Origin of the sequence: Actinoplanes sp. M2I2 (genome assembly GCF_023544445.1) — a bacterium.
Taxonomy (GTDB): domain Bacteria; phylum Actinomycetota; class Actinomycetes; order Mycobacteriales; family Micromonosporaceae; genus Actinoplanes.
This window is the reverse complement of sequence record NZ_JALPVJ010000017.1, coordinates 14,015-28,348: the sequence shown is the minus strand read 5'-3', so window position 1 is coordinate 28,348 and position 14,334 is coordinate 14,015. Positions and strand designations below refer to the sequence as shown.

The 14,334-nt window shown below is 73.1% G+C and carries 16 protein-coding genes; 8 read left to right on the top strand and 8 right to left on the bottom strand.

Features of this window, described 5'->3' with window-relative positions:
• Positions 1-16: 16 nt before the first annotated feature.
• The gene (locus HJC40_RS31140; RefSeq protein ID WP_250006573.1) at positions 17-1,060 is read left to right on the top strand and encodes an RNA polymerase subunit sigma-70; all 1,044 of its coding nucleotides are present in this window, start codon (positions 17-19) and stop codon (positions 1,058-1,060) included.
• A gap of 4 nt (positions 1,061-1,064) precedes the next feature.
• Complete coding sequence (locus HJC40_RS31135) at positions 1,065-1,796, top strand: DUF6069 family protein (protein WP_250006571.1); 732 nt, start codon at positions 1,065-1,067, stop codon at positions 1,794-1,796.
• Positions 1,797-1,816: 20 nt separating this feature from the next.
• Here the strand turns inward: HJC40_RS31135 and HJC40_RS31130 are convergent, their stop codons facing one another.
• A complete protein-coding gene (locus HJC40_RS31130) occupies positions 1,817-3,079 on the bottom strand; it encodes a bifunctional diguanylate cyclase/phosphodiesterase (RefSeq protein WP_250006569.1) in 1,263 nt (420 codons plus the stop codon).
• A gap of 61 nt (positions 3,080-3,140) precedes the next feature.
• Positions 3,141-5,411, bottom strand: a complete 2,271-nt coding sequence (locus HJC40_RS31125) for a bifunctional diguanylate cyclase/phosphodiesterase (RefSeq protein WP_250006567.1) — start codon at positions 5,409-5,411, stop codon at positions 3,141-3,143.
• Positions 5,412-5,557: 146 nt separating this feature from the next.
• On the opposite strand from HJC40_RS31125, the gene HJC40_RS46330 reads away from it, so the two are divergent.
• Entirely contained in the window at positions 5,558-7,039 is a 1,482-nt protein-coding gene (locus HJC40_RS46330; RefSeq protein WP_250006565.1) for a GGDEF domain-containing protein, read from the top strand.
• Positions 7,040-7,108: 69 nt separating this feature from the next.
• On the opposite strand, the gene HJC40_RS31115 is transcribed toward HJC40_RS46330, so the two are convergent.
• Positions 7,109-8,020, bottom strand: coding sequence for a serine hydrolase (locus HJC40_RS31115; protein WP_250006563.1), 912 nt, complete (start codon positions 8,018-8,020; stop codon positions 7,109-7,111).
• Between the two features lie 259 nt (positions 8,021-8,279).
• Between HJC40_RS31115 and HJC40_RS31110 the strand changes: the two genes are divergently transcribed.
• Positions 8,280-8,822: a TetR/AcrR family transcriptional regulator gene (locus HJC40_RS31110; RefSeq protein ID WP_250006561.1), complete on the top strand. Its 543-nt coding sequence runs from the start codon at positions 8,280-8,282 to the stop codon at positions 8,820-8,822.
• Positions 8,823-8,861: 39 nt separating this feature from the next.
• Positions 8,862-9,344, top strand: a complete 483-nt coding sequence (locus tag HJC40_RS31105) for a hypothetical protein (RefSeq protein ID WP_250006560.1) — start codon at positions 8,862-8,864, stop codon at positions 9,342-9,344.
• Here the strand turns inward: HJC40_RS31105 and HJC40_RS31100 are convergent.
• Complete coding sequence (locus HJC40_RS31100; RefSeq protein ID WP_250006558.1) at positions 9,300-10,346, bottom strand: LD-carboxypeptidase; 1,047 nt, start codon at positions 10,344-10,346, stop codon at positions 9,300-9,302. The two genes, HJC40_RS31105 and HJC40_RS31100, sit on opposite strands and share 45 nt — an antisense overlap.
• A gap of 65 nt (positions 10,347-10,411) precedes the next feature.
• Between HJC40_RS31100 and HJC40_RS31095 the strand changes: the two genes are divergently transcribed.
• Positions 10,412-10,894 (top strand): shikimate kinase, encoded by a 483-nt coding sequence (locus tag HJC40_RS31095; RefSeq protein ID WP_250006556.1) that lies wholly within the window; start codon positions 10,412-10,414, stop codon positions 10,892-10,894.
• Here HJC40_RS31095 and HJC40_RS31090 read toward each other — a convergent pair.
• Genes HJC40_RS31090 through HJC40_RS31080 form a run of 3 tightly spaced genes read right to left on the bottom strand, consistent with a single transcriptional unit; the run spans position 10,873 to position 12,126 of the window.
• The gene (locus HJC40_RS31090; RefSeq protein WP_250006554.1) at positions 10,873-11,382 is read right to left on the bottom strand and encodes a hypothetical protein; all 510 of its coding nucleotides are present in this window, start codon (positions 11,380-11,382) and stop codon (positions 10,873-10,875) included. The two genes, HJC40_RS31095 and HJC40_RS31090, sit on opposite strands and share 22 nt — an antisense overlap.
• Positions 11,375-11,668: a chorismate mutase gene (locus HJC40_RS31085; RefSeq protein ID WP_250006552.1), complete on the bottom strand. Its 294-nt coding sequence runs from the start codon at positions 11,666-11,668 to the stop codon at positions 11,375-11,377. The genes HJC40_RS31090 and HJC40_RS31085 overlap by 8 nt, the downstream gene beginning before the upstream one ends.
• A 44-nt stretch (positions 11,669-11,712) precedes the next feature.
• Entirely contained in the window at positions 11,713-12,126 is a 414-nt protein-coding gene (locus HJC40_RS31080) for an MmcQ/YjbR family DNA-binding protein (protein WP_250006550.1), read from the bottom strand.
• A 136-nt stretch (positions 12,127-12,262) separates the two neighbouring features.
• Here HJC40_RS31080 and HJC40_RS31075 point away from each other — a divergent pair, with 136 nt between their 5' ends.
• Both HJC40_RS31075 and HJC40_RS31070 read left to right on the top strand, forming a co-directional pair.
• Positions 12,263-12,742 carry a hypothetical protein gene (locus HJC40_RS31075; protein WP_250006548.1) on the top strand — a complete coding sequence of 160 codons (480 nt, stop codon included), beginning with the start codon at positions 12,263-12,265 and terminating at the stop codon, positions 12,740-12,742.
• An 85-nt stretch (positions 12,743-12,827) separates the two neighbouring features.
• Complete coding sequence (locus HJC40_RS31070) at positions 12,828-13,580, top strand: alpha/beta fold hydrolase (protein ID WP_250006546.1); 753 nt, start codon at positions 12,828-12,830, stop codon at positions 13,578-13,580.
• A 13-nt stretch (positions 13,581-13,593) separates the two neighbouring features.
• Here the strand turns inward: HJC40_RS31070 and HJC40_RS31065 are convergent, their stop codons facing one another.
• Positions 13,594-14,295: a HEAT repeat domain-containing protein gene (locus HJC40_RS31065; protein ID WP_250006544.1), complete on the bottom strand. Its 702-nt coding sequence runs from the start codon at positions 14,293-14,295 to the stop codon at positions 13,594-13,596.
• Positions 14,296-14,334 lie beyond the last annotated feature (39 nt).

Below are 14,334 nucleotides of genomic sequence, written 5' to 3'. Positions count from 1 at the left end.
GGCGGAAGGATGCGTGATGACTGCAACCACGCGGGTGGAGGAGCTGGGCGTGAGCGAGCTGGGCGGTAGCGGGTCGGGCGGTAGCGAGTTCAGTGGTGGCGGGCTGGGTGAGGTCGACGAGCCGGCGTTCTCCGGGCTGGCCGAGCGGCACCGGCGGGAGCTGCACGTGCACTGCTATCGGATGCTCGGATCGTTCGAGGACGCCGAGGACACCGTGCAGGAGACGTTCCTGCGGGCCTGGCGTCGGCGGGAGACGTTCGAGGGGCGGTCGACGTTCCGGGCCTGGTTGTACCGGATCGCCACCAACGCCTGCCTGGACCTGCTGGCCAAGTACCGCCCGGAGCCGGCCACCGGCGGCGAGGTGCGGTGGCTGCAGCCCTACCCGGACCGGCTGCTCGACGAGCTGCCCGCCGGCGGCGCCGACGAGCCCGAGACCGTCGCCGTCGCGCGGGAGACGATCGAGCTGGCCTATCTGGTCGCGGTGCAACATCTGGCGCCGCGCCCGCGGGCCGTGCTGATCCTGCGGGACGTGCTCGGCTGGCCGGCCAAGGACGTCGCGGAGCTCCTCGGGGACTCCGTCAACTCCGTGAACAGCGCGCTGCAGCGGGCCCGGGCCGGCATGCGGGAGCACCTGCCGGCCGAGCGGCAGGACTGGACCGGCGGCGACGAGGACGCGGGGACACGCGAGCTGGTACGCCGTTTCACCGACGCCAGCGTGGCCACCGACATCGACGCTCTGGCCACTCTGTTGCGCGACGACGTCCGCTCCTCGATGCCCCCCACGCCGGGGCTGTTCGTCGGCCGCGACGCGGTGGTGAACGACTGGGTCGAGGGCGGCTTCGCGGACATCCAGAACCTGCGCGGCGTTCCCACGTCGGTGAACCGGCAGCCCGCCGTCGCCTTCTACCTCTGGAACGAGGCCGCGGGCGCCTACCTGCCGCTGACCCTCGACGTCCTGCGCGTCACCGGCGGCGCGATCACCGAGATCGTCACGTTCCACGACGACCAGTTCCCGCGGCTCGGGCTGCCGGAGCGGCTGCCGGCCGACGGCCCGGAGTAGTCCCGTGCGGACGCTCGCGCTGCGCGGTGGCGAGCGGGTCGCGGTCGTCGCGGCCGACTGGTGCGACGCGTTCGGCGTCGTCGTTCACGGCCGGGTGCAGCTGGAGCTGCGCGACGGCGAGCCCGGGCCGGTCCTGGGCCGCGACGCCGGGTTCTGGCTGCGCGGCACCGGCGTCCGCGCCCTGCGCAACCCCGGCCGTCGTACCGCCGAGGTCCGCATCGTCACCCCTCGGGGCCGGACCGTCAGGGGTCCGGAACCCCACCTTTCGAACTATGGAGGCGACATGAACAGCAGTGACACCGAAGTCCCCGTCCGGCCGGCCTCGAGCCGGACCGGGCCCACCCGGAAGCTTCGAGGGCTCGCCGGCGTCGGCTTCGTCGCCGCGCTCGCGGCGGTGGTGGCCACCACGCTCGCCGCCGCGCTGGCCCGCGCGGCCGGCGTCGGGTTCGAGATTCCCGATGGTGGCGAGACGATCCCGCTGTCCGGGTTCGCCGTGGTGACCGGCTTCTTCTCGGTGGTCGGCGTCGTCCTCGCCGTCGCCCTGCTCCGGTGGAGCGCCCGCCCGGCCCGGCGCTTCCGGTGGGCGGCGGTGTCGCTGACCGTGCTCTCGCTGGTCCCGCCCGTGCTGTCCGGGGCGGACACCGCGACCGTCGCCGCCTTGCTCGGGCTGCACCTGATCCCGGCCGCGGTGATGATCACGGTGCTGACCCGGAGCCTCGAGGCCCGGACAGCCTGACGGCTCCCGCGGCCCGAGGGTCAGCCCGTGGGAGTCAGCAGGGCCTCGTCGGCCAGGAACAGCGGGATCGCGCGGGCCGGCTGCGGCACCGCGTAGTGGAACCCCATGCCCTGCCGATAGCCGAGGTCGTGGAGCATGGCCGCCTGCGGCGCGCCCTCCACGGCCTTGGCCACCGCGGTGATGCCGAGCTCGCCGGCCAGCGCCGCGATCGCCCGGGCCACGGCGGCCTGCCGCGACGACGTGATGATCCGCTCGGTGATCGAGCCGTGCACCTTGACGACGTCGATGGGAGCGGTGGCCAGGGCGGGCAGCGAGCCAGGGCCCGCCCCGAAGTCGTCCAGCGACACCCGTACGCCCCGGGCCCGGACGGCCCGCAGCGCCCGCACCACCGGCTCCTCGGCCAGGGCGTCCTCGGTCACCTCGAGGATCAGCCGCTCGGGCCGGGTGACCGTGCGGGCCACCTCGTCGGCGAAGCCGGGCTCGCGCAGCTGGTGGGCGGAGACGTTGACGTACGTCTCGGGCCAGTCCGCCTCCTGCTGACGGCACGCCTCGGCCAGCATCCAGCGGCCCAGCGGCACGATCAGCCCGCTGCGCTCGGCGATCGGGATGAAGTCGCCCGGCATGATCGGGCCACGGGCCGGGTGCTGCCAGCGCGCGAGCGCCTCCAGACCGGTCAGCGTGCCCGCGCCGAGGCGGACGATGGGCTGGTAGACGAGCTCGAGCTGACCACCGGCGACGGCGTCGTGCAGGCCTTCGAGCAGGGCGGCCTGGTCGAGGAAGCGGACCTTCAGGCCCGATTCGTAGGGCACCGGCCGGCCGCCTCCGCGCGCCTTGGCCGTGCGCACCGCCATCTCGGCCTTGCGCAGCAGGTCGGAGCCGGAGTCGCCGGGTGCGCCGTGCGCGACGCCGACCGCGGCTCGCACCGACACCGGCCGCCCGCCCGCGTCGACCGGGCCGGCCAGCGCGGCGGCGACCCGCTCGGCCAGCGCGGCCAGGTCGGGCGCGGTGCTGCCGGGCACCAGGATCGCGTACCGGTCGCCGCCGAGCCGGCCGAGGCCGCCGTCGGGGACGATCCCGGCGAGCACGTGGGCCACACCCGCGAGGACCTGGTCACCCGTGTCATAGCCGAGCACGTCGTTCACACCGGCGAAGTCGTCGAGGTCGACGACGAGCACGCCGGGCGGGTCGCCCCGCCGGAACGCGGAGGCCGCCTCGTCCAGGCGGTGGAGGAGCGCCGCCCGGGTCGCCACCCCGGTGAGCTGGTCGGTGTCGATGCCGGTCACCCGGTGTCCCCTCTCCTCACCCACGCGTGCACGCCTCTCATCGGCAGGCCGCGGTCCGCGCTTAGCGGACCGGGCTCAGCAGGCCGGCCTCGATCTCGGCGGCGGTGGTGGGGCGGCCGAACAGATACCCCTGGGCCAGCGAATAGCCGGCGGCGTGCAGGCGCAGCGCCTGGGCCTCGGTCTCGACGCCCTCGGCCACCGCCTCCATGCGCAGGCCGTTGGTGAAGCCGATCAGGTGCTCGACGATCACCGCGCCGGCCTGGCCGGCGGCGGCGCCGCTCACGAAGGACTTGTCCACCTTGAGGACGTCGACCGGCACGGTCAGCAGCAACGACAGCGAGGACTGCCCGGTGCCGAAATCGTCGAGCGCCACCCGCAGACCCCGTTCGCGCAGCTCGCGCACGGCGTCCAGCGGCGCCCCGGCCTCGAGCACAGCCGTCTCGGTGACCTCCAGCAGCAGGCGGCCGCGGTCGGCCCCCGTACGGGAGAGGATCTGCTCGACGTCGGCCACGAAACCCGGCTCGGCGAGCTGGCGGGCCGACACGTTGATGCTGACCTTGGCCGGCGCCGCCGGGCCGAACCGGTGCTGCCACAGCGCGGCCTGGCGGCACGCGTTCTCGAGCACCCACCGTCCGATCTCGACGATCGTGCCGTTGCGCTCGGCCAGCGGCACGAAGACGTCCGGCGGCACGAGGCCGAGCGACGGGTGGCGCCAGCGCAGCAGCACCTCGACGCCGGCCGGACCGCCACCGGGCAGCTCGACGATGGGCTGGTAGAGCAGGAACAGCTCGTCGCGGTCGAGGGCGTGCAGCAGATCGTCGCCGAGGCGGGCCGCCTCCCGCGCCTGCTCGTCGAGGGCCGCGTCGAACCATCGCCGCCGGTCGCCGCCGGCCGCCTTGGCCTCGTACATGGCCACGTCGGCGCGGCGCAGCAGTTCCCCGCCGGTGTCGTCCGGGCGCGCCGTGGTCACCCCGATGCTGGCCGCGCCCCGCACCACCGCTCCGGCCAGCCGGGGCGGCTCGCGCAGCGCCTCCAGGACGCGGTCCAGAACCACCTCGACGCGGGCGGTGTGCAGATCGCGCAGGACGATCGCGAACTCGTCGCCGCCGAGCCGGGCGACCAGGCCGTCGGGGCCGACCGTCGCGCGCAGCCGCCGGCTGACCACCTCCAGGAGCTGGTCGCCGGTGTGGTGCCCGAGCCGGTCGTTGACGCTCTTGAAGTCGTCCATGTCGAGCAGGGCCACGTGGAACGGCGCCCGGGCCGCGAGCAGGACGTCGACCGTCTCGGCGAAGAGCGCGCGGTTGCCCACACCGGTGAGCGGGTCGTGGGTGGCCTGATAGGTGAGCTGGTCCTGATAGTCGCGCAGCTGGGCCAGGTTGGCGTCGACGGTGGTCAGCAGGTAGCGGTTCTCCCGCAGGGCGTACACCTGGCGGGCCAGGACCAGCACCGTGAGCACGGCCGTGCTCACGCGCACGGCGGTGCTGCCGCCGTCGGCGGTGAGCAGCAGGGCGTCCATGGCGACGACCGCCACGTAGGGCAGGACACTGGTCCGGCTGCTCGCGCGGGGCCGGCTCTCCCGGCACTCGCCGCGCCGCTGCTGCTCGGCCGCCAGCACCAGGCCGAGCGCGCCCACCGGCACGGCCACGAAACTCGACGAGAGGTACGGGTGGCCGCTGAGGAACGGGGTCAGGCCGCCGGTGACCGCGCTGAGCGCGCTGGCCCCGGACAGGATGCGCAAGGCCCGGCGGTCGAGGCGGCCCGCGCCGGCCAGCGCGACCTTGACGAACGTGATCACCGCGACGAAGCCGACCGCGACCATGACCAGCACCGGGCCGGCCAGCCCGGCGTCGTCCCGGTGGCCGCGGAGGGAGAACTGCCAGACGAAGGCGGTGGCGGCGACCAGGATGACGCATGCGTCTAGGGCGAAGCGCACCAGGTCGCCGCGGGAGCGCTGCCAGGTCGGCAGCCGCAGCAGGGCCCAGATGACCACGCCCATGACGGCCAGGTACCAGAGCACCGTCACCGGGCCGACCCGCTGGGACGGCTGCGCCCCGCCGAGGGCGTCGACGGCGTTGGAGATCGTGCCCCCGGCGAGGAGCACCCCGGCGACCGCCAGGTGCCGCCAGAACCGCCGCGTCGCCGGCTCGATCCGTTCCGAGCGGGAGACCCGCAGGCAGGCGTACGCGGCCAGGCCGGCGCTGACCGGCAGCGGCACCCAGCCGAGGACCGGGTACGCCCACTCGTGCCCGAGCCCGATCACCAGCCACCCGGCGCTGAGCACGACGAGCGCCGCCCCGCCGAGCGCGAGGCCGTTCCGCTTCGCGTACTCCATGTACCCCGCCTCCGCTTACCTGCCGTGCCTGCGCAGGCTCCCATCGGCGCGCGGTCCCCGACCTCAAGACAAACGCCGGAAATCCCCAGGAGATCGCCGCCCGGCGTTTCCTCACCTGGCCCGGCCCGGTGCCGATCACCTGGGTCGTGGACCTCAGGCGCAGGCTGACCCCGGACCCCGTGCTGGCCGGGCTGGCCGGCTTCAGCCTCGCGCTCGTCTGGTGGTTCCTCGCCGGTCCCGGGGGCGCGACGGTCTCGTGGGCCGTGCAGACGGGCCTCGACGTGACCATCGCCGTCTGCTCGTGGTGGCTCGCCCGGCAGAACGCCGGCCACCGGCACACCCGCCGTTTCTGGCTGGCCGTGGCGGCCACCGGGGTGAGCTGCGCGCTCGGCGACGGCTATCAGACCGTCCTCTCGCTGGTCGACAAGGCGGCCGGGCATCAGCCCAGCGTCGTGCAGACCGTGTGCGTCGTGCTGGGCATGGTGATCGTGATGGTCGCGATGCTGTTCCATCCGCTGGGCGGCTCGGGACGGCAGCGCCTGCGGCTGTGGCTGGACGCCGCGACCGTGCTCGCCGGTGTCGCCGTGTTCCTCTGGTACTTCCTGCTGGCCGGCGTCGTGACCGACGGCAACCGGGCCGAGCTGGTCGGCGCCGGGGCCACCTCGGCGGTCATGCTGCTGATCACCTTCGGGCTGCTCAAGCTCATGCTCGGCGGCACCGCGCCGTTCGCCCGGCTGCCCGGCATCGTGGCCAGCATCGGGGTGGCCGGCACCGCGGTGGCCGCCTCGACCGTGACGCTGGTGACCGGCAACGACGACCCGGGCGTCATCTACGTCTCCCAGCTGCTGCCCTGCCTGCTCATGCCGGTCGGCCTGCGCCTGCAGACCCTGTACGTGCGCCGCGCCGCCGCCGGGGCCGCCCGGCCGGGCCGGCGCCGCTCGAGCCGGCTGCCCTACGTGGCCGTCGTCGCCGTACAGATGCTGCTGGTCGGCGCGCTCTTCGGGCGCAGCGACGACCTGCGGGTCTGGGGTGTCGCGGTGGGCGCCGTGACCATCACCGCCCTGGTGCTGTCCCGCCAGCTCGCGGCGTTCACCGACAACGAGCGCCTGCTCGCCGAGCTCGACAGCCGGATGGCCGAGGTGCGCGAGCTGCACGACGAACTGCGCCACCGGGCCACCCACGACGCGCTCACCGGGCTGGCCAACCGCAGCCTGCTCGAGCAGCGCCTGGCCGAGCACGCGCCCGGCGACCAGGTCAGCGTGCTGCTCATCGACCTCGACGGGTTCAAGCCGGTCAACGACTCGTACGGCCACCACGCCGGCGACCAGGTGCTGATCGCCGTGGCCGAGCGGCTCGCGGCCTGGACGCCGGAGACCGGTCTGGCCGTCCGGCTCGGTGGCGACGAGTTCGCCGTCCTGCTGCCCGGCCCGGCCACCGCCGAGGGCCTCGCCCCGGCGCTGGAGGCGCCGATCATGCTGCCCGGCACCGCCGACGTCGTCGTCGGGGCCAGCGTGGGCGTGGCCACCGGCTCCCCGCGCGACGCCGCCCACCTGCTGCGCGAGGCCGACGCGGCCATGTACCGGGCCAAGGCCGGCCGGAAGGCGGCGCCGCTCAGCTTGTCGAGGTGAGGCGTTCGTACGGTGCCCGGGCCGGCCGGCGGCCGACCTGAGATCGACCCGACCGGGGTCGGACGGCGCTCACCGGCCGCGCTCCGGTAGCCCAGTCTCATCGCCGAAGCACCCCGAATCGGCGAGGCGTTGCAGCCGCAGGGCGATGTCGATGTTCGACAGGCCCGGGTGGTCGTCGCCGAGCCGGACGACGACCGTGCGGGTCGCCGGCGAGACGAGCATGACCTGCCCGTGTGCCCCCATCGCGACGAGATCCGCTCCCCCGGCCGGCCGGGGCAGACGCCACCAGCCGTTGGCGTAGCCGACCGGCACGTCCAGAAAGGACGTCACCAGGTCGTCGGGGCCGCCGAGACTGCGCTCGAGGAAGGCCGGTGGCGCGACCGGGCGCCCGGCGACCCGGCCGTCGCCGAGCATCGCCTGGCCGATCCGGGCGAGGTCCCGGGCCGTCGCCGCCACTCCGCTCTCGCAGTGCGGGAACCCCCGGTCGTCCCGAGCCCACGTGGCCGGACGACGCGCGCCGAGGTCGTGCCAGAGCTGCCGGAAAGGCCCCTGATCGAGGCTCTCGCCGGTCAACCGCTCCAAGGCCAGACCGACGAGGTTGGGGGCGTAGTCGTTGTACATGAACCGGCCCGGCGGCGCCTCGATCACGGGCCGGCCGACGACCAGGGCCGCGAGGTCGGTGGCGTAGTAGACGCTCGGGTAATCGCGATTCAGCCACGGGAACGACGTGTCCTCCGAGAACGCGATGCCCGATCGCATGTCGACCAGGTCGGCGAGAGTGATCCGGTCGAAGCGGGGATCGCGCTGCCGGAGCTCCGGGATGGCGCTGGTGATCGGAAGGTCCAGCTCCACGTGGCCGGCGGCGACGGCACGGGCCAGCAGAAGGGAAACGATCGTCTTGGTCATGGAGAAGACAGCGGCGGGCCGCTCGGGCCGGTCACCGTTGCCATACCACTCGCCGACGATCCGACCGTCGTGCACGACGACCAGGCTCCGGGCCCCGGCGGTCGGAAGGCGCCCGATCGACCCGGTCTCCGGCCGGACGGGCCACTCCGCCGGCACCGGCGCCGGCGGGGTGACCGACTGGGGACGCCACCGGAGGTCGGACGGGCTGGAATCGCCATGGGTGAGGACGCGGACCGCATAGCGGAGTCGATCGGAAGCGACTCTGAGCGACGCGGGCCCCGGCACCATCGGTTTAGTATATGGCGTATACATACGAAGTCACGAGAGGACCACCGTGCCGCGCCCACCCTCCATCGACCGAGACGCGATCCTGCGAGCCGCCCTGGACATCGCCGACCGCGGCGGCGTCGCGGCCGTCACCATGCAGGCGGTCGCGGAGGCGCTGACGGTGACACCGATGGCGCTGTACCGCCACGTCGACGGCAAGGAGGCGATGCTCGACGGCATCGTCGAGCTCCTGCTGGACGAGCTCATGGCCGAGGCCGGCGGGTCCAGCTCACCAACCGTTCTCGGACAGGTCCTCGCCGCGGCACGACACGTGGCGGGCCGGCACCCGGAGGCCTTCCTGCTGCTGCTCGGCCGGCCGGCCGCCACCGACGCCGCCCGCCTGGTCCGGGGGCGCTTCCACGACATCCTCGAGGCCGCCGGCGTGCCCGGCGAGCGCGTCGCCGTGCTCGAACGGATCCTGTCCACCACCATCCTCGGCATGGCGGCCGGCCACGCCACCGCACGGTTCGCGGCGCACGACCAGGACGACGACCTCGCGGTCACGCTCGCCTTCCTCGAAGCCGGACTGGAGCGTTTCCGGACGCCCTGAGGTCACCCGGGTCCATCGCCGGTTGGCTATCGTTCCGGCATGGACACCGCCGCCTCCGCTGCCGTCGCCGCCGCATTCCTCGCCGACGGGCCGGCCGGCGGTCTGGACCTCAGCCTGTTCGGGCAGTTCGCCGGCTCCTGGGCACTGGACTGCACCGAGTACGACCCCGACGGCTCGACGACCGTGCGGCGGGGCGAGTGGCATTTCGGGTTCGCGCTGGGCGGGCGGGCCACCACCGACGTCTGGATCCTGCCCGGCGTCGAGCACGGGGTCAGCCTGCGGTTCCCCGATCCGGCGGCCGGCGTCGGGGTGTGGCGCTCGACCTGGGTCGGCCCGGTCCGGGGTCGCGTCCACACCTTCCTGGCGTCGCGCGTCGCGGACGACATCGTGCTCGACGGCGGACAGCTGCGCTGGACCTTCTCCGACATCGAGGCCGACGCGTTCCGGTGGCGCAACGAGGCGCGCCGGCCGGACGGCTCATGGCGGCTCCAGCAGTCGTTTGAGGTCTGGCGCGGGCGCTGACCCACGGTGTGGCCGCACTGCCGGTTCGAGCAGGGACAACGTGCGCTCTCCGGCGTCGAGGCCGGCGCGGACACCCACCGGCATCGGCAGGTTCGGCCCGGCGTGTCCGAACTCGACGTTGCCCAGCACCGGGATGTCACGGTCACCCAGCACGTCCAGGACGATCTCGGACAGCGCCGGGGTCGCCCCGGACGAGCCGAGTCCGGCGATGTCGCGGGGAACACCCACGACCATGCCGGAGATGCGATCGAGGATGCCGCAGTGCCGCATCACCTGCAGATAGCTCCACAGGTACGAGGCCTGACCCCCGAGCTCCTCCCAGAACAACACGGCGCCGTCGAACCACTCGAGCGGCACCGCGTAAGGAGTCGCCTGCACCAGCGCGATCCGATTGATCACCCCGCCGATCAGCCGCCCCTCGGCCCGCCCGGCGCGCCAGCACTCCCCCGGCGAGCTCGCCGGTAACGCGCCGATCGGCTCGGTGTCCATCAGCAATCTCGAGTAGAGGCTCTCGAGTTCCGCCCGGCGGGGCGCCGGCACGGCCGGCCACTGTCCGCCGAAACCGGGCACGGCCATGTCGGCGTGGAACCCGACCAGGCCGGTGCGCGCGTAGAGCGCCAGGTGCAACAAGGAGATGTCGCTGTAGCCCAGGATCGGCTTGGGGTCGGCCCGGACAGCCTCGAGGTCGATCAGATCGAGGTAGCCGAACACCGTCTGGCCACCGTCGCTCGCGACGATCGCCCGGACCTCGGGATCACGAAGAAGACCGTTGAGCTCCGCGGCGATCTCCGCCGGCGTGGCCGCGCTCCACCACCGCTGCCGTCCGTCCAGCAGCGGCGCCCGGCGCACCCGGAACCCCATCCGTTCGAACACGGCCACCGTCTGCTCGACATTGCCCTCGTACGCCGCGGGCAGCGGGCCGGACAACGCGGCGATGACGACGAGGTCGCCGGGCCGCAGCGCACGAGGCCGAAGCAGCCGGGGCGATGCGGGACGGGTCATCGACGCAGTATCAGCAGATCCGCCACGGCCCGCGACTCCTTTCCGGCCCGCCCTACAGTGTCGGGGTGGCGCGGGTGCTGGTGACGGGCATGTCCGGGGTGGGCAAGAGCACCCTGCTCGAGGAGCTGGCGCGGCGCGGGTACGCCGTCGTCGACACCGACTACGACGGCTGGACGTTGCCGGACGGCCGGTGGGACGAGTCGCGCATGACAGCCCTGCTGGCCCGGCGCGACCCGGTCGTGGTCTCCGGGACGGTGGAGAACCAGGGCCACTTCTACGACCGGTTCGAGCATGTCGTGCTGCTGAGCGCGCCCCTGCACGTCCTGCTCGAGCGCGTCGCCGGCCGGACGACCAACCCGTACGGAAAGACAGCCCGGCAGCGGGCCGAGATCGAGCTCCACCTGAACGAGGTGGAGCCGTTGCTCCGTCGCGGCGCCACGACCGAGCTGGACGGGCGGCGCCCGGCCGGGGAACTGGCCGATGCCGTGGAGCAGTTGCTCTCAGCAGCGCCCGGACCGGGTCGCCGTCACGGCGCCTCGCCGGGGTGACGCCACCTCTTCACCCTTCGCGCGGGCACCTCGCCGGCGGCCGGCCACAGCTGGACGCGCCAGCTGTCGCCGGGCGTGGTCGAGCCGGGCCAGCCCCGGTTGACGAAGCCACGACCCGAGATCCGTACGGCGTAGCGGCCGTTCGGGACCGGGAACGTCTCGTTCGCGTCCGTGGGACTGAAGTAGGTCAGGACCTCGTCGACCACCAGCAGTTCACCCTCGAAGACCTCCTCCCAGTCCGCCTCGTCGTCCGGCGGCCGGGTGTCCCACTCCTCCAGACGGAACGGCATCTCGAAGTTGTTCTGATGGGGCGAGACGACCACCAGTCCGTAGTCGTCACCGGCGATGCCCGGCCCGGCGATCGCCCGTTCCAGCTCCCCCAGATAGTCGGAATCGGGCGAAGGATTGCCGCAGAGCCCGAACTGCCCGTAGTCCAGCTGGACGATGCGTTGCTCCACCCGGCGCGGCTGCCCGGGCGCCCTACTCATGACGCTGACCGCGATGCCGGGACAGTTCGAGCTCGGTGAACGCGGTGATCATCGACCGCCAGATCGCCTCGGCCACGGCAGCGTCCAGTCCGGCGGCGACAGCCTTGGCGCGGACGGCAGTGACGACGCGTTCGACCCGGTCGGGTGCGCGCACAGCGTGCTCATCGCTCTTGAAGCCGGCCGCGGCCTCGACGAGCTTCTGCCGACGGGCCAGCAGGGCGACGATCTGGCTGTCGAGCTCGTCGATGTGGGAGCGGACGTCGTCGAGAGAGCGAAGTTCGGACATGGGTTCCCCTGACTGTCGCGAGCTTTCCATCTGAGGGTGCCGCGCTATTCGGGCGGAACGGAGACTCGGGCGGCGAGGAACTTCGGGGCCATCTCGCGATAGCTGTCGGTGAGCAGCTCGGCGATCTCGGTCCAGTCGGTGTCGTTGCCCAGGAAGGCGCCGGCGACATTGCGGCCCCATCCCGCCCGGAAGAACGGGAAGCCTCCGGCGGTCAGCCCGAGCAGGTCGTCGGCGGGTACCCGAAAGGTCATCAGGGTCGGCGGTTCGTCCCCGGCCGGGTGCCGGGGAGAGGACAGTTCCCGGCCGGCCTCCGCCGTGTAGACATGGGCGACCGTCCGCTTGCGGATCCGCCAGCGAACGCCGATCCAGGCCGGCTCCTCATAGGTCTCCGGCAGAGCTCCGCAAATGGATCGCAGCCGGTCCAGGATCTCCGGCCGCACGTCTCCGGGGGCTGACATGGGGCCGACAGTACCGGCCGGTGCCGGCTGCGGTCGTCGACCGTCTGCTGGGCCAGTGGACATCCCCGGATCCGACCGAGGCCCACGCGGTCCGGCCGGTCGGGTGAGGCGTGACGGCGTCGCCTAAGCTCCGGCTGTGCGGATCGGTGGACGGCGCCTGGGCGCCGCTGGTGCGGTGCTCCTGCTGGTCGTCCTGCTCGCCCTGGCCGCGATCACCCTCGTACGGTGGAATGCGGCCGGTGACCCCCGGGCGATCACGCCGCCCGCGGGGGCGACCGCGCAACCCGGAAACGAACGGGTGGTCATCGACCGCGCCGGCATCATCGCGCGCATCCTCCGCAACGACCGCGGCCCGGCGACCGTGCGCAGCTACGCGATGCCGCCGGGCTCCCCGTGGCTGCGGGCCCGCCAGGTCGTCGCCACCCAGCTCGATCACTGGGAGCAGCTCGGTGACTGCGCCGACAACCCCGAGGGCGCGATCGTCGAGTGTGCCTGGCGCGAGCCGACCCGCTGGTGGCCGCGCACGGTGATGCTCACCATGCTGCGACTGTCGCCGACGGGCGGGGCGGCCGACCGACCTACGTTCCTGGTCATCGGCTCCGCCCCGGGCGACTGAGGCGTTCGTCATGCGGGTGCCGCGGACAGCGGCGTCCCCGTAATGTGGCCGGGTGTTCGCCCTTGAAACAGGTTCCGGTACCCCCGTGGTGCTCCTCCACGGATTCGGTCTGGACCATCGGAGCCTTCTCCCGCTGGAGCCCACGTTCGAGCGTTCGGGTGGCTGGCGGCGCCTCTATCTCGACCTGCCCGGCGCGACCAGATCACCAGCGGGAGCGGTGAGCAGCTCGCAACAGGTTGCGGACGCGGTGACCGACGAGATCCGGACGCGCGTCGGCGACGAGCCGTTCGCCGTGCTGGGGGGCTCGTTCGGCGGGATGATCGCCCGCCACGTCGCCCACGAGCTGCGCCCGCAGGTGCTCGGCCTGGCCACCCTGGCCGGCGTCTTCATCGCCGCGCACGCCGAACGGGCCGTACCGCCCCGAACGGTCCTGCGACAGGAACCCGAGGTCGTCCCGCTCCTGGGCTCGGCGCTCGACCAGTACCGCGAAGGCGCCGTCGTGGAGTCGGCCGCCAACGCCCGGGAGTTCCTGCAGTACGTCGCGCCGGGCCTCGACGGGGCCGATCAGCCCGCCCTGGATCGCATCGCCGGGAGCTACTCACTCGACCGTGAACCCGAGGACGCGTACCCCGAACCCTTCACCCAGCCGACTCTGCACCTCACCGCCCGGCAGGACGACGTGGTCGGCTACTCCGACGCCTGGAACCGGCTCGACCACTACCCCCGCGCGTCGTTCGCCGTCCTCGACGCGGCCGGCCACGATCTCCTCGTCGAGCAACCCGACCTGTGCTCGGCCCTGGTCGCCGACTGGCTGAAGCGAATCAGGCAGGGCCTTTGACGCCCGGAACGTGTCAGTCGAGGTAGAGGGCGGCGAACAGCGGCATGCTGATCCAGTCGGCGAACCAGGTCGCGTCCAGGCGGGTGAACGACTCCGGTTGTGCGGGGTCGCCGGCCGGCCAGTGTGCGGTCAGCCAGCGTTGCTCGGCCCCGCGCAGCCGATTCCAGCGCGAGCGCAGCAGGGCCACCACCACCTGCTGCCTCTCCCCATCCGAGACGGAGTGGCGGGCCAGGTACGCGACCGCAGCGACGACGTCCGACTGGGCGACCAGGACACGGTCCTCGAAGTCGTGTTCCGGGTCGGGTTCCTGGCTGTCGAGGAACAGCCGGAGCCACTCCAAGACATCGGACCAGGCCCGGTCATCGCCCGTGCCGGCCAGTCCCATCAGGGCGTATCCCGGCAGGTCAGGATCCTCGTCGGTGAGCCCGGCCCGCAACACGTCCGACGCCTCGACGCCCTGGCGCTTCGTCAAGGCGACGACCGCCGTCGTCCGTATCTCGAGGGGGTCATCCGTCTCGGCGATGATCTCCCGGAGGGCCGCGACGCCGCCGGGGCCCTCGGCCTCGCCGAGCGCCGAGACGATGCCCGCCGCCTGGTCCTCGTCCTGGACCGAGCCCAGAGCATCGAGCAGCTGCCGCTCCCCGGAAGCCCCGGATCGGACCGCCTCGGCCAGTGCCGCCTGGAAGATGCTTTCGTCCTCGCTGAGCAGATCCACCAGTCGATCCCGTCCGTCCGTGGCATTCGGCAGGTCACC

Bases quoted from the DNA above. Each gene is read 5' to 3' on its own strand.
- HJC40_RS31140 (WP_250006573.1), top strand. From the start codon at position 17: ATGACTGCAACCACGCGGGTGGAGGAGCTGGGCGTGAGCGAGCTGGGC.
- HJC40_RS31105 (WP_250006560.1), top strand. From the start codon at position 8,862: ATGGACACCGCCGCCTCCGCTGCCGTCGCCGCCGCATTCCTCGCCGAC.
- HJC40_RS31100 (WP_250006558.1), bottom strand. From the start codon at position 10,346: ATGACCCGTCCCGCATCGCCCCGGCTGCTTCGGCCTCGTGCGCTGCGG.
- HJC40_RS31125 (WP_250006567.1), bottom strand. From the start codon at position 5,411: ATGGAGTACGCGAAGCGGAACGGCCTCGCGCTCGGCGGGGCGGCGCTC.
- HJC40_RS31090 (WP_250006554.1), bottom strand. From the start codon at position 11,382: ATGAGTAGGGCGCCCGGGCAGCCGCGCCGGGTGGAGCAACGCATCGTC.
- HJC40_RS31085 (WP_250006552.1), bottom strand. From the start codon at position 11,668: ATGTCCGAACTTCGCTCTCTCGACGACGTCCGCTCCCACATCGACGAG.
- HJC40_RS31080 (WP_250006550.1), bottom strand. From the start codon at position 12,126: ATGTCAGCCCCCGGAGACGTGCGGCCGGAGATCCTGGACCGGCTGCGA.